This window comes from Huijunlia imazamoxiresistens (assembly GCF_037132455.1).
Classification (GTDB): domain Bacteria; phylum Bacteroidota; class Bacteroidia; order Chitinophagales; family Chitinophagaceae; genus Flavisolibacter; species Flavisolibacter imazamoxiresistens.
The window spans coordinates 100,808-115,137 of sequence record NZ_JBBBEI010000017.1 but is presented as its reverse complement, the minus strand read 5'-3'; the positions used below and the strand labels follow the sequence as shown (position 1 = coordinate 115,137).

Annotated in this window: 12 protein-coding genes; 3 read left to right on the top strand and 9 right to left on the bottom strand. The window is 57.9% G+C overall.

All coding sequences use genetic code 11. From position 1 onward, the window contains the following. Positions 1-3: 3 nt before the first annotated feature. The 3 genes from V9K67_RS19080 to V9K67_RS19070 are packed head-to-tail and all read right to left on the bottom strand — an operon-like array spanning position 4 to position 3,176. Complete coding sequence (locus V9K67_RS19080; protein WP_336725213.1) at positions 4-1,461, bottom strand: hypothetical protein; 1,458 nt, start codon at positions 1,459-1,461, stop codon at positions 4-6. Beyond that, positions 1,461-1,895 carry a hypothetical protein gene (locus V9K67_RS19075; RefSeq protein ID WP_336725212.1) on the bottom strand — a complete coding sequence of 145 codons (435 nt, stop codon included), beginning with the start codon at positions 1,893-1,895 and terminating at the stop codon, positions 1,461-1,463. The genes V9K67_RS19080 and V9K67_RS19075 overlap by 1 nt, the downstream gene beginning before the upstream one ends. A 6-nt stretch (positions 1,896-1,901) precedes the next feature. Continuing rightward, positions 1,902-3,176 carry a hypothetical protein gene (locus V9K67_RS19070; protein ID WP_336725210.1) on the bottom strand — a complete coding sequence of 425 codons (1,275 nt, stop codon included), beginning with the start codon at positions 3,174-3,176 and terminating at the stop codon, positions 1,902-1,904. A 380-nt stretch (positions 3,177-3,556) separates the two neighbouring features. Between V9K67_RS19070 and V9K67_RS19065 the strand changes: the two genes are divergently transcribed. Continuing rightward, positions 3,557-4,024 (top strand): Hsp20/alpha crystallin family protein, encoded by a 468-nt coding sequence (locus V9K67_RS19065; RefSeq protein ID WP_336725209.1) that lies wholly within the window; start codon positions 3,557-3,559, stop codon positions 4,022-4,024. A 54-nt stretch (positions 4,025-4,078) separates the two neighbouring features. Here the strand turns inward: V9K67_RS19065 and V9K67_RS19060 are convergent, their stop codons facing one another. The 6 genes from V9K67_RS19060 to V9K67_RS19035 all read right to left on the bottom strand — a co-directional run bounded on the left by V9K67_RS19060 (position 4,079) and on the right by V9K67_RS19035 (position 12,263). Further along, positions 4,079-5,080, bottom strand: a complete 1,002-nt coding sequence (locus V9K67_RS19060; RefSeq protein WP_336725207.1) for an alpha/beta hydrolase fold domain-containing protein — start codon at positions 5,078-5,080, stop codon at positions 4,079-4,081. A 139-nt stretch (positions 5,081-5,219) separates the two neighbouring features. Next, positions 5,220-6,737, bottom strand: a complete 1,518-nt coding sequence (locus tag V9K67_RS19055) for a RagB/SusD family nutrient uptake outer membrane protein (protein ID WP_336725206.1) — start codon at positions 6,735-6,737, stop codon at positions 5,220-5,222. Positions 6,738-6,768: 31 nt separating this feature from the next. After that, positions 6,769-10,044, bottom strand: coding sequence for a SusC/RagA family TonB-linked outer membrane protein (locus V9K67_RS19050; RefSeq protein ID WP_336725205.1), 3,276 nt, complete (start codon positions 10,042-10,044; stop codon positions 6,769-6,771). Positions 10,045-10,081: 37 nt separating this feature from the next. Further along, the gene (locus tag V9K67_RS19045; RefSeq protein ID WP_336725203.1) at positions 10,082-11,128 is read right to left on the bottom strand and encodes a FecR family protein; all 1,047 of its coding nucleotides are present in this window, start codon (positions 11,126-11,128) and stop codon (positions 10,082-10,084) included. Between the two features lie 68 nt (positions 11,129-11,196). Beyond that, on the bottom strand, positions 11,197-11,769 hold the full coding sequence (locus tag V9K67_RS19040; RefSeq protein WP_336725201.1) for an RNA polymerase sigma factor: 573 nt from the start codon (positions 11,767-11,769) through the stop codon (positions 11,197-11,199). Positions 11,770-11,873: 104 nt separating this feature from the next. After that, entirely contained in the window at positions 11,874-12,263 is a 390-nt protein-coding gene (locus V9K67_RS19035; RefSeq protein ID WP_336725200.1) for a hypothetical protein, read from the bottom strand. Positions 12,264-12,414: 151 nt separating this feature from the next. Here V9K67_RS19035 and V9K67_RS19030 point away from each other — a divergent pair, with 151 nt between their 5' ends. Together V9K67_RS19030 and V9K67_RS19025 are read left to right on the top strand one after the other, a co-directional pair. After that, positions 12,415-13,065: a sigma-70 family RNA polymerase sigma factor gene (locus V9K67_RS19030; RefSeq protein WP_336725198.1), complete on the top strand. Its 651-nt coding sequence runs from the start codon at positions 12,415-12,417 to the stop codon at positions 13,063-13,065. A gap of 95 nt (positions 13,066-13,160) precedes the next feature. Then, positions 13,161-14,324, top strand: a complete 1,164-nt coding sequence (locus V9K67_RS19025; protein ID WP_336725196.1) for a zinc-dependent alcohol dehydrogenase — start codon at positions 13,161-13,163, stop codon at positions 14,322-14,324. Positions 14,325-14,330 lie beyond the last annotated feature (6 nt).

Here is a 14,330-nt window from a genome sequence, read left to right as displayed (position 1 = left end):
CCGTTATTTATAGATGTTGTTGTAAAGGGAAGTAAAGGATTTGTCCAAAGTGGCCAGCAGCCGCGGGATATGGTTCTTGGATGCTACGTCCTTGTCGGTGATGGCGTCCACGTCGATTTCTTTGTAGTTGTCGTACCGCCGCTTGGAGAATATGCCGGTCTTGTGCTCGCGGTAGCTCTTGTGCGGCACCACGGCCGATATGGTCGTGGGGAATTTGCGCGAATCCACGAGGCGCAGGCCGCTGTAGTTGTACAGCTCTTCGGAATCGTAGGCCAGCAGCTCCGTAAAGAACGACTGCAGCAGCTCCTTTTCGTCGGTCTGGAACTGGTCGAAGTTGGCGTACCTCACCCAGTGGATGTTCTTCATTTCCTCGGTGTTGTACTGCTTTAAAAACCGCTCGGTAAAGTATTTGGCGATCAGCACCAGGCGGATGTAGTTTTCGAACTGGGCGGCGTACTCCTCCCCGGCGCTGGTGGCCTGCATGTCGCCTTTGAGGTGCAGGGCATGGGCCTTCAGGTCGCGGGGCGAAGGCGAGGTGGGGGCATGTTTGCAGAAATGCTGCAGCGCCGTTACCGAAAAGAATTCCACCAGGTGGGCCTGGTTCTTCTGCTCCTTTTTGCCGGGGGCATAGGACACGCCGGCCTCGCCCTCGAAAGGTTTGCCGATGGTGTAGAGCAGGTTGATCTTGTCGGAAAAGTCGGTCTTGTAATGGTCGTAGGCCAGGTTGGTGCGCTGGGGAAAGTATTTGCTGTCGTTGTTGCCTTTTCCCTCGTTGATCTTGAAATAGTGCATGTAGCCCAGGGCGCCGATGGGAATATTGTTGTAGGCTTTCTTTTTGAATTTGTTCACGATCATGGGCATGCCGCTGGAGCCCATGCCGCCGAACATCGAAGAAACGGTAAAGAAGCGGGCCTCCTGCAGGCCTTCGGCCTCCAGGTCGGGGCTCTCGCCCAGCAGGTTGCGCAGCTTGGTGGACTCCTGGATGACGCCTTCAATGGCTTCGAGGCCGATGGTGCCCATGTTGGGCCGTCCCTGGAAGCCGATGGAAAGGTCCTCGCCCAGCTCGTCGCGGGTGAGCATCAGGTTCACGAAATCCTTTTGTTCCGCCGTGAGGTTGATGTAGTCGATGATGTTGCCCAGGCTGCGCTTTTGCACGTCCAGGGGTGAGAGGAACACGTGCTTTTCGTCGTGGAGGTAAACCGGGTGGTGAAAGAGGGCCGATTTGTCCTTGCCGCGGAAGGCCTCGCTGTTTTCTTCGATGCGGGTGCGGATGCGCTGGTACTGGCGCAGCAGGCGCAGGGCCGATTCGTAATTGCCGTTGGCTTCGTCGGTGTCGATGAGCACCAGGCGGATGTCGCCGGTGTCGGCAAGCTGCAGGCCGGCCGCCAGCTGGAACAGCAGGGAACGGAGAAACCTGGCGCCGCTGCCGCCGATGAGAAAGAGGACTAAGGGCTTCTTCATTATCTGTGGTTTAATTTTTTGGGTTGGGGAAACACGAACGTGGGAAAGTATTTTTTCGGGTTGCCGGGGGTGCGGCGCAGGATATTGGTAAAGAGGTAATAAAATACCAGCACGTACACAAACGATCCGAAGAGGGCGGGCAGCACGCCGCCCAGCTCGAAGGCAAAGCTGTCGCCGTCCGGCAGCTCGGCATGCGCCTCGATCTTATTTTTCAGCACCCAGACCGAAATGATGGTGCCCACCAGGGCAAAGGCGTACACCAGCCACCAGTAGCGGTTCTGCACCTGCGAGTTGGGTTCGCGGGTGCGGGTAAAAACGAACAGGGCGGCGGCGGCCAGCCCGATGATCAGGCAGATAAAAATAAGCGGCGAGAGGAACTGGATCCAGAGCTCGTCGTTGCCCGAGAACGGCACGAAAAAATAAAACTTCTCCATGGGGTGTTATTCTTTATTGATAGTTAGGTAGTTGTTGTAAAAAGGCGGCTGCTCGATGTCGACCATCGCTTTGATGATCACTTCGTACAGGTCCTTCAGTCCTTCCGTTTTCAGGATACCGTCGGACTTTACCGCCGTTACCTCGTTTAACGTATTGTCGTCGATATTCTGGCTTTCGATGTCAAAGCCCGTGATCTTGTTGACCGGGGCATTGTAGTTCGGCGCCGTTTCCAGGCGGTAAACGCCCGGTTTGATCTTATCCTTGGGCAGGGCCAGGGCCGCGGCGAAGGAGCTGCGGGCATTATCTACCGTGCAGACACCGCTTCCTTCCTTTTTACCTTCCTGGGCTACCTTAAAATCCTTTTGCGGCTTGTGGTAGTACACGGTGTACTCCAGGGCCGGCAGGCTGATGCCTTTGAAATGGCTGATGGTGTTCTGCGCCACGATGCTGTCGGGCGTGTTGCGCAAAAACGAATAGGCCGCGAAATAGTCGTGGGCCGATTTGTTGGTGGCGCCCAGCTTTTTGGGCACTACCCGGTAGCCGGTGCTCACCAGCGCCGCGGGCACCTTCGGGTTGAAGAGGAAGGCGCGGCCCTGCAGGCTGGCGGCCTCTTCGGCGAACCGCTGGAATTCGGGAATAAAGGCTTTGTCAAAGAAACAGAACGCATACAGGTAGCGCTTGCAGGTGACGTTCTTCACTGCGTCGATCTCGTAATTGTAGGGACCGTCGAAGTTGGCCAGCAGGCTGATGACGCCGATGCAAACGCCGGGCTGTTTGCTGAGCAGGTCCTTCACGGCATCCTGGATCTGGCTGAACTCGGTGGTATTGTAATTCTTGTACCGCCGAATCGTGGTTTCGCCGTCGCACAGGAGGATATGGAAGGTTTTATCGCTGGCCTTGCCCTTGTTGATCTCGTCCGTAATGGCCCGGAACTGGAAGTTCAGGTTGTCCTGCACCGCTGTATAATGGGCAGGAACGAACAGGGCCCCGGGGTCGGTGACCGTTTCGGTGATCTTGCCCCCCGCATCGCCGTTGAAAAAGGCGTAGGTGGTTTTCGTCTTCGGGTTGTGCGGCGTGGCGTAAAACCGGCTCAGAATAGCAATCAGCTTGCCAAAAGCGCCGTTGGGGTCGAGATTCGACGGTTTGAGGAAGCCCAGCATACCTTTTTTCGACGAGATCCGCACGCGTAAATGCGTGGTGTCCTTGAAGTTGGCGCTTTCCTCCGCCAACGGAAAATTATTTTTTATCCATTTTTCATTGGCTACGTTTTTTTCATTCAACGGCTGGTCGTTACAGGAAATGCAAAGGCATACTACCAAAAAATAAAAAACTCCTTTCATATGATTCCGTATAAGGCAACAATAAATTCCAGGTAAAGAGCGCACGGGAATAAACACTCCTGCCGGGACCACTTCACCTGACAACAAAGGGGCAATCCCGGGCAATCATCGAAGGGCGCTAACGGCCTTTGCCGTTTTTCCTTCAGGGTAAAGATGTAACGACGGATTGTCACTTTTATTTCAAAGCTCATCAAAAAGCCGCCGAAATTAGGGGCCCTCCTGCTGCCTGCTTTTCCGTTTTCGCTGACAGTTTTTCCTCATCCGTAGGATTTAGCACTCCCTTTGCAGGGATAAAGTAGTTCTTAAAAAAAGGAGGACCTATGGCTAACATCCTTAAAAGAAATGCCGGTAATGCGCCCATGACTTTTAACGGTTTAGTTGATAACGTTTTCCAAAACAGCCTGAACCGCTTCTTTGATGACGACAACTGGGGCTTCCGCGGGCTGACCCATACCCAACGGGTGCCGGTCAATCTCCGCGAAACCGCTACTACCTATGAAATGCAACTCGTGGCCCCGGGTCTTCGCAAGGAAGACTTCAACATCAGCGTGGACAACAAAATGCTGACCGTATCTTTTGAACACAGAGCGGAAGAGAAAGAGGAGAACAAGGAGGAAGGCTGGCTGCGCCGGGAATACGGCATGCAATCTTTCAGCCGCAGCTTCCAACTCGACGAGACCGTAAATGCCGAGGGAATCACAGCCAGGTATGCCGATGGTATGCTGTGCCTGAGCATCCCCAAAAAAGAAGGTGCTCAAAAAATCAGCAAGACCGTTGAAGTCAAATAAGCGCATCGCAAAGAAAAAAACCGCTTCCGGGATGGGAGCGGTTTTTTTATGCGGTTACTTTTTCAACACCTTTTTCAAAAAATCATCGGTATACTTCACCATCGGTTCGAACCAGGGGTGGAACAGCGGAAAGGAATGCGGCGCCTCGTCGAAGGAGCGCACTTCGGAATAAATGCCGTGGCGGTCGAGCAGGGCCCGGTAATCTTCGCGGCCGGCATGCATCCGGGCCACCGAGCTGTTGATAAAGAGCGTGGGCGGCGTGTTCGGGCCGGCATGGGTCAGCGGCGAGGCGTCTTTCCAAAGATCGGGATTGTCTTTTTTGCTGTAGCCAAACCAGTACGTACCCGCCGAAGTGGACTTGCTGTCGTCGCCTTCGCCGGTTTCGGGGTGCACAAAGGAAAGGGTGCCGTCGAGGTCCACAATGGCCTGGACGGTGGTGCTGTGGTCTTTTTCGCAGCCCCCGCCTTCAAAGCGGGGCATGCCGCCGGTGGTGCCCAGGAAGGCGGCCAGCTCCCCTCCTGCCGAAAAGCCGAGGACGGCCACCCGGCTGGTATCCACTCCATATTCTTTCGAATGGGCCTTCACCCACCGGATCGCGGATTTCAGGTCGTCCACCGCCGCCGGGTACAGGGCTTCGGTCGACAGGCGGTACTCGGGGGTAAAGCAGACATACCCCAGGGCGGCAAGGCGCTGCGCCAAAGGATAGTGCTGGGTGCGGTTGCCCGAACGCCAGCCGCCGCCGTGAATGATCACCACAGCCGGGCGGGCAGCGGAGGCCGTGACCTTGCTTTTCGTTTGTGCCCCGGCGGGGTAAAAAGCATCGATCAGCAGGTTGCGGTCGCCGGCTTTGCAGTAGGCGATCGCCCGCTTTTCCGCCACCGCCGGCGATTTATATTCCGGCACCAGGGATATGTTGGGATGCGACTTCAGCGTTTTTGTATATGCGCTGTAATTGGAATACGACGTATCCGGCTTGCCGGTGATACCGGCAGTGGACTGGGCATTCAGCTGTGCGGAGCCAAGAAGTGTGATGAAAGCGGCAACGTAATTTTTCATGAGCGTTTCTGGTGCAAATATTTTGTTCTGAAAAGGTGAATGTAAAATTATTGGCGGAACTCAAAATGTTATTTTCCAAAAATGGAAAAGTCCCGAAAGCCTTGCTTGCAAAAGGCCCCGGGACTTATGAGTAAACCCATTATTTATAGCCTTCGTTCTGCTGAAGGTTGGGATTGGCAGTGATCTGTTCGGCAGGGATGGGATAAATAGCCCGCCATTTTTCCGTCTGGGTGGTCTTGAACTTCCAGGTGCCGGTGAAATACGAGCCGAAACGGATCATGTCCCGGCGGCGGTGGCCCTCCCAGATGAACTCGCGGGCCCGTTCGTTTTCGAGGTCTTTCAGTGTCAGGCTGGCCAGCGGCGTAGCGTTGCTGCGCTCGCGCACCTGGTTCACCAGCTTCCGCGCGTCTTCGGCCTTGCCGGTGCGGAACAGGGCTTCGGCCTTCATCAGCAGGATATCGGCATAGCGGATCAGCACCAGGTCGTTGTCGCCGTTGAACCCGTTCCAGGTGGCGCCGACCGGCGTGTATTTCAGCACCTTGTAGCCTTCGTCGTCCTCGGCGCTGATCAAATCACGCACCGGCACCAGCACCAGCTGCTTGCCTTTGTCGTCTTTCAGGGGCGAGCCATCGAGGTAGGTCTGGGGACCGTATTCGATCAGGCCTTTGCGCTGGTCGCGGTCCTCGTAGCGGTCCAGGGCTTCCTGGAAGGTGCTGTAGCCGTGGGCCGGGATAAAGGGCAGGTTGTATTTCTTTTTATCCAGCGCATGCTGCGTGTACAGGATAAACTGGTTGCCGCCGGCATTCTTGGTGGGATCCACGGAAAAAGCGGAGATCAGCTCTTTGGAGTTTTTCTCGTTGGTCGATTTGAAGTTGTCCACCACGGCCTTTTCCAGGGCATAGGCGCCGGTGCCGATCACCTTTTCGCACATCGCCAGGGTTTTGTCCCATTGGGGCGTGCCGGTATACACTTCGGCGTTCAGGTACAGGGTGGCCAGGGCCGCATACACGGCTTCCCGGGTAAAGCGGGGGTAATAAGCGTCGCGGTTCACCTGCGTCACGGAAGGCATGTCTTCGGCTGCGGCCAGCAGTTCCGACTCGATGAATTTATAGACGTCTTCCCTTTTGGTGGTTTTGGGCAGGTTGGCCGGGTCGATGCGGGCCACGGTCACCAGCGGCACGTTTCCCCAGAAGTCCATGGCATAGAAGTAGCCATACGCCCTCAGGGCCCGGGTTTCGGCGATCACCGCTTTGAGGCTGGCCTTGTTGGGCGATTTTTCGAGGCTTTCCAGCACCGCGTTGGCCGTGCCGATCTCCTGGAAGATGTTTTTCCACGCCCGGCCGGTGGTGGCATTGGCGGGGGTCACCTGGTGCAGCATGATGTCGATGTTGCCCTGGTCGAACCAGCCGCCGCTGGCCCTTCCCGGAACGATGAATTCGTCGGTGCCGAATTCGGCGATGCGCCAGGGGTCGCCGATATGCGACACCTGCGACAATAATTGATATACGCCCACCACCGAAGACAGGGCTTCCTTTTCGGATTTATAATAAGTTTCCGGCGACAGGCTGCCGAATTTTTCTTCCTCCAGCTTGGTGCACCCGGCAAAGCTGAGCGCCGCAACGGCCGCCACGGCAAATTTTGCTATATAGGAATTCATTTTCTAAAAGTTGATTGTGTTTACGAATCGGTTAGAAGGTTACGTTGATGCCCATGTTGACGCTTTTGGCCCTGGGGTAGCTGAGGTAGTCGATGCCCATCGGCGCCACACCCGTTCCGGATACTTCGGCATTCACCTCGGGATCCAGCCCCGAGTAACGGGTCAGGAGCAGCAGGTTCTGGCCGGTCAGGAAAATCCGGGCATTCGACAGGAAGGTGTTCTTTACGTTGACGTTGTAGCCCAGGGTCAGGTTATCCAGCCGTACGTAGGAACCGTCCTCGATCCAGCGGGAAGAGTATTTCTTGGGCTGGTCGCGGCCCACGCCGCTTTCCACGGCCGACAGGAACACGTTGCGGCCGGGCAGGTTGCTCATGTAGCCCAGGTTGTTGCCCGTCAGGTTGAACACGTCGTTGCCCACCGAACCGCGGAAGTTCAGGGCCAGCGACCAGTTCTTATAGGAGAAGGTGTTGCCGAGGCCGAAGGTGAAATTGGGCTGGGCCGAACCGATGATGGTGTCGCCGGGCAGGAACTGCTCCACGCCGCCCTTGATGCCGGTAAACCGTTTGCCATAGAAGGCACCCAGGGGCTGGCCGGGCGTGATCAGCTGGGCGTACACACCCGACAGGCCCTGGCCCTGCAGCGGGGCGATCTGGATGTCCTTGCCCTGGTACTTGTCGTTGGACAGGCTCAGCACCTTGTTGCGGTTGCGGCTGAAGTTCAGGTTGGCGTCCCAGCCAAAGTCTTTCTGATCCACAATCTTTCCGTTCAGCTCCAGCTCCACGCCCCGGTTCTCCACGCTGCCCACGTTGGCCAGCTGGGTGTTCACGGCGGTGGGCGAAGGCACGGCCAGCCGCAGCAGCAGGTCGGAAGTGGTCTTGATGTAGTAGTCCAGTCCACCGCGGAGGCGGTTGTGGAAGAGGGCAAAGTCCACCCCGGCGTTGAATTGGGCGGTCTGTTCCCATTTCAGGTCGGGGTTGGCGTACTGCTGGGGAAGCACCGTGGTGATGCGCTGCCCGCCGACCATGTAGCCGGTGGAGGTGGCGCCCAGGGTGGTCAGCGAATTCAGGTTGCCGATCTCCTGGTTGCCGGTGACGCCGTAGGAGGCGCGCAGCTTCAGGTCCGATATAGTCTTGGAATGAAAGAAAGCTTCTTTAGAAATCCGCCAGGCTGCGGAACCCGAGGGGAAGGTACCCCATTTGTTGGCCGGGCCGAAGCGGCTGGAGCCGTCGCGCCGGATGGTGGCGGTCAGCAGGAAGCGGTCGTCGTAGCTGTAGTTGGCACGGCTGTAAAACGAGATCAGCAGGTTGCTCTGGGTCATCGTAGTGAGGGTGGTGGCGGAGCTGGCGGCCTGCAGGCTGTACCATTTGAATTCGTCGGACAGGAAGCCGTTGGCGGTGCCGCGGTTGGCTTCTTCGCGGAAATACTGGTACGAGTAACCCGCAATGGCGTCCATCGAATGGGCCCCGAGCTTTTGGTTGTAGCGCAGCACGGTCTCCATCAGCTTGCTCCAGTCCTCCAGCTTCTGCACGCTGGCGTAGCCGCCCAGGCCCTCGCCCAGCGGGCTGGCCTGTTTGATATACGAGTTGCGGTTGGTGTGCTGGTTGGTATAGCCCACGTGCACATTAATGCTCAGGGGGTTGAGAATTTTATAGGTGGTGGACAGGTTGCCGATGAAGCGGTTGTTGGTGCGCTCGTCCAGCACGTCGGTGGAAAAGGAAACCGGGTTGATGCGGTAGGGCAGCACATGGGTGTACTTGCCGGCCGAATCATAGACCGGGTAGGTAGGGTTGAACACGTAGGATTCGTAGTTCATGCTGGTGCCGGCCTCGCTGCCCACGCTGTTGGAAACCGGGGCGGCCTGGTTGAAGGTCTGGCCGTAGTTTACCCGCATGTCGAAGGTCAGGCGGTCCTTCAGGGCCGAGTGGTTGATGTTGAGGCGGGCGTTGGTGCGGTTCATTTTCGAGCCCAGCATGATCCCTTCCTGGTTGCCGTAGCCCAAAGAGGCCCGGTAGGTGGTCTTGTCGGCGCCGCCGGACAGCGACAGGTAGTAATCCTGTGATTGGGCGGGGCGGTAAATTTCGTCCTGCCAGTTGGTATGGGCGCCCTTGTCGTTCAGGGGCAGGCCCAGGTCGGTCACCACCTTGCGGTACTGGTCGGCCGTGAGCACGTCGAGGGTTTTGGCCACCTTGGACAGGCCGGCGGTGATGCCCAGGGAAACCTTGGCCTTGCCGGCAGCGCCCTTCTTGGTGGTGATCACGATCACGCCGTTGGCGGCCCGGGAGCCGTAGATGGCGGCGGCGGAAGCGTCTTTCAGCACGGTGATGGACTCGATGTCGTTGGGGTTGAGCGTCATCAGCGGGTTGGTGGGTTCCTGGTCGAACACGTCGGTGCCGTTGCCGCGGATGTTGGCCTGGGATACGCCGGCGGCGGTGGAGATGGGCACGCCGTCGATCACGTAGAGCGGGTCGCTCGAGCCGGTCAGCGAGGTGCCGCCGCGAACGCGGACGGTATTGGAGGCGCCCGGCTTGCCGCTGTTCTGCGAAATGTTCACCCCGGCGATCCGGCCCTGCATGGCCTGCTGGGGGCTGAGGATGGGTCCCTGGTTAAAGTCCTTGGCGTTGAGGGCGGCCACGGCGCCGGTCACATCTTTCTGGCGCTGGGTACCGTAACCCACCACCACCACTTCGCCCAGGGAAGCATTCACCTGCTGCAGCGCCACGGTCAGCGACGCGCCGCTGCCGGCAGGCACCTGCTGGGTGGCATAGCCTACGGACGAAAATACCAGCACGGACTGGCGGCCCGCCACCAGCAGCGCAAAGCTGCCGTCGCCGGTGGTGACCGTTGAGTTGCGGGTACCCGCTTCGGTCACGGTCACATTGGGCAGGCCCTTGCCGGCGCTGTCGGTGACCGTACCGGTGATCTTCATCTTCGCTGTCCCTGTTACCGGCGCCGGTACCGAACTGGCTGTCACGGCAAAGGAAGGTGCGGGTTCCTGCGATTCCTTATTACCGACCCGGTCCTTGGTGACGATCGTATAATAATTGGGCTTGACGTAGAGGAAAACGAGGTTGTTGGGATACAAAATGCCTTTCAGCACTTCTTCCACCTGCTTTTTATTCAGGTCGGATAAATTGTAGGCGGTGCTTTTGCCGTCGACCAGCTTGCGGTCGAAGACGAACTGGGTACCAAAGGTTTTGGTCACCTTCTTTAAGGCCTCCCGCAGCGGGACGGAGGAGGTTTGGGCAAATATATGGTTGCTGAAGAGCAATAGTATCACTACCAGCCCTTTCAAGTGGCGAGCAATCATGTGGCGAAGTTTTCGTTTGTTGTTGAAAAATAGGTTCTTATCTCGGTCGCAGGGTCACGGTGCTGTCGGTCCGGACTACTTCCGCATTCAGGACGGTCGACAGGATAAAGAGGACGTCGTCGAGGTTGTTCAGCAGCAGGGGCCCTTCGATGGTTGTACTTCCCATGGCGGGGGCCTCCAACATGATCTTCCTGCCGTAGACGTCTTCCAGGTAACGGGTGATTTCGGTTACGGTGGGGTTGGTCAGGATCAGCTTTTTCTCCTTCCAGGCCGTATAGTTTTCCGGGTTGGCGGTGCCCTGTTCCAGCCGTTGCGCACCGGCTGCATAGGCCACCCGTTCCCCGGGTTTCATGAGCACGTCTTTATGAGTTTTGTCGCGGAAGGCCAGTTTCACCGATCCTTCCTGCAGCACCACCTCGGTTTTGCCGCGGCGCTGCCGCACGTTAAAGGAGGTGCCGAGCACTTCCACGTCCAGGTCGCCGGTATGGACCACGAAGCGCTCGCCCGGCCGGACGGCACGGGCATCGCGGTTCAGGTGGGTGACGTCAAAAAACGCTTCGCCCTCCAGCCAGATCTCGCGGGGCGCGCCTTCCTTCCATTTTTTCCGGTACTCGATCTTCGAGTGGGCGTTGAGCACCACCGTGGAGCGGTCGGGCAAAGTCACCGTTTTCAGGACGCCGTAGGCGGTTTCGACGGTTTCCTTGCGGTTGCGCAGCAGCAGCAAGCTCAGGATCAGCACGGCGCCTGCCAGCAGGGCGGCAGCCTTCAGTAACCCGGTCCAGCGGCGCCGGGGCAAGGCCACCACCCTTCCCGCTTCCAGGCCATCGATGGCAGCCAGGTGCTGCTGCAGCAGCGCCTCCACCCGGTCGGCGGCCGGAACCTCTTCCCGGAAGGACAACCGCTCCAGGAACAGCCGTCCGTTTTCCACCTCTTCCTGCTTCGCCGGGTAGCGTTCCACGAAGGCATTCCAAAACCGCCGGTTTTCTTCCGTCGGCCGGAGCACCCACTCCTGGAAGTGCGGGTCGGCGATCAGGTCGGCTTCCCCGAACTGCGGGTAGGGCTCAAAATTGAAGAGGTTGCTCATGTTGTATAAGTATGTACCGCAGGGTTTCTTTTTTACCCCACGGGTCTGAAACTATTTTTAAAAAATTTTTAGAATCCCTGCGATTGGCGCAACAGGGCCAGCAGGACGCCCAGCAGCACCCCCATATTTTCCTTTAAGGTAGCCAGGCTCCGGGCCATGATTTTATAGGTGGCCTTGACCGAGATGCCCAGCACGGAGGCGACCTCCTCGTAGGAAAGGCCTTCGTAAAACCGCAGAAAAATGGCTTCCCGCTGGCGGGCCGTCAGGCTTTCCAGGGCTGCCTGCAGCCGCCGTTGCAGTTCGCTATCGCTTTCCCGGCCGATGATCAGGGCGTCGATGGAAAAGTCGGGCCCCTCCTCCACTTCCTCGCTGGGAACATAGCGGGCCGACTGCTTCATTTTCTTAAACAGGGTAAACCGGAAGGCGGAAAACAGGTAGCTGTTGGGGGAATCGATGGGGCGGGCGGCCTCCCTCCGGGTCCAGAAATCCAAAAAAACCTCCTGGATGCAATCCTCCACCAGCAGCGCGTCGGCGGTGAACTTCCGGCCGTAATTGTAGAATTTTTTGAAATAATCGCGGTACAGTCCGGCATATGCCTGGCGGTCGCCGTCCACGATCTGCTGCCACAGTTCTTTTTCCATCTGGTAAAGCAATAAGGGGCAAAGGTCCAGGAAATGATCAGTTTAAAAAAATGCGGCCCCTTCCGCCGTAGCGGAAGGGGCCGGGGAGGCAGGGTGAGGCGGCCTTACGCCAGCGCCGCCCGTTTTTCGGGTACGGTCAGCTGGGCCAGGGCAAAAGCGCCCACCGACATCACCAGGTCGCGGACCGCCACGTCGTAATAGCCGGCCAGGATGAGGTTGAGGGCGATGGCGATGAGCCAGGCCATGACCACGTAGGCCCCGATATGCGGGCGGAGCAACACCAGTATGCCGGCGGCTATTTCAATGAGGCCGACGACCATCATAAAGGTTTCGGCACCGAAGGGCAGGATGCCCGCTGCAAAGGGACTGAGGTAATGGCTCCAGTCCGTCAGCAGGTTCGTAAACTTGTCGAGGCCCGCCACAATGGGTACCAGGCCATAGGTGTATTTTAAGACCTGCTGCACGTTTTCGGCTTGATGAAGGGTAGTGTACATGCTATTTTTATTTGGGGTGAAGGAAAGAAGCAGCACACGCTGCTCTGGCCATTGGAGCCCGCCCGGCCCGAAAAGGTTACAAAAAAATAGGGGCGTATTTTTGTAACCTTCACCCCACCCCTGCACTCCAATGGGCGAAGGACACATTCATATGAACGCTTTCGACACACCCCAGACGGAAACCCTGCCGGACAACGAGATCATCCACCGCGTGCTGCGGGGCGAAAAGGAATGGTACGCCCTGATCGTGCGGCGGTACAACCAGCGGCTGTACCGTATCGCCCTGTCCATTACCAAGGCGGAGGCGGAGGCAGAAGAAGCCATGCAGGTTGCGTATATCCATGCCTACGAACACCTGGACCATTTTGCCTTTCGCTCGGCCTTTGCCACCTGGCTCACCCGGATCCTCATCAACGAATGCCTGCTGCAGGTAAAAAAACGCCAACAATTTACCGCCATGCCCGACGCCCCCCTTTCTCCCCACGACCACTCGCCCACCCCGCTGACCGAGGTGCTGCGGTCCGAGCTGAACCAGATGCTGGAGCAGGCCATCCTGGCGCTGCCCGAAAAGTACCGGACTGTTTTCGTCCTGCGGGAGGTGGAAGGTTTGAACGTGGCCGAAACGGCCGCCAGCCTCGACCTCAGCGCCGTCAACATCAAGGTCCGCCTCAACCGGGCAAAGGCCCTGCTGCGCCAATCCCTGGGCCAGCTTTATCGCAAGGAGGAACTCCTGCCCTTCCACCTGAGCCGCTGCAACCGCCTGACGGACCAGGTGATGCTCCGGATTAGCCGGATAAAATAGGTCACATATTTGATAAGGTAATGAGCATCCGGAGCGCATGGGTACCCCAAGGATGCCCATGCGCCTCTGCTCATTTCTTTATTAAATCTGAAACAATGAAGGCATTAGTTATTCATGGTCCTAAAAAGGTGAGTGTAGACAAGGTAGACGATCCGAAGATCGAACAGGCGCGGGATGTGATTTTACGGGTGACCTCCACGGCTATTTGCGGGTCCGACCTGCACATTTATAACGGCATGATCCCCCAGCCCCGCCCCATGACCCTGGGGCACGAGTTCATGGGCATTGTGGAAGAAGTGGGTCCGGGTGTCCGCAACCTCAAAAAAGGCGACCGCGTGGTGGTCCCCTTCCCCATTGCCTGCGGCGGCTGCTTTTTCTGCAACCAGGGCCTGCCCGTGCATTGCGAGCACTCCAACCCCGAACATTACGGCCCCGAAGGCGAGATCATCAAAGGCAAAGGTGCCGGCGCCGCCCTTTTCGGTTATACGGACATTTATGGCGGCATCAACGGCGGGCAGGCCGAATACGTAAGGGTGCCCTATGCCGATTATGGTCCCCGCATCGTTCCCGACGACCTGGCCGATGAGCAGGTGCTGTTCCTGACCGACATCTTTCCCACCGGCTGGGCGGCCATCGACTGGGCGCAACTCAAAGGAGGCGAAACGGTGGCGGTCTTCGGCTGCGGACCGGTAGGCATCATGGCCCAGAAGGCGGCCTGGCTGCAGGGAGCGGGACGGGTTATCGGCATCGATATCGAGCCTTACCGCCTCGATATGGCCCGGCAAAGCGCCAAGTCGGAGGTGATCAATGCCGATAAAGTGAATGCCGTGGAAGCCATCCGCCAGATGACCGGCGGCCGTGGCGCCGATGTATGCGTGGATGCGGTAGGCATGGAAGCCCGCCGCGGTGTGATGGAAAAGATGCGCAACGTGCTGCAGGTGGAGAAAGGAACGATGAAGGTACTGGAGCTTTGCTTCGACGCGGTACGCCGCGGCGGCACGGTAACGGTAGTAGGCGTTTACGGCTCGCCTTATGACAACTACCCGCTCTACAAATGGTTCGACAAAGGTATCCGGCTCATGGGAGGCCAGGCCCCCGTACACCGCTATATCGACCACCTGTTTGCCCTGGTTAAAGAAGGACACGTGGTGCTGGATGATGTGATCACCCACAAGGTGCCCCTCGACCTCGCCCCCAACATGTACGATATCTTCAACAAGAAAGAAGATAATTGCGTGAAGGTGGTGTTGAAACCATAGGTATTG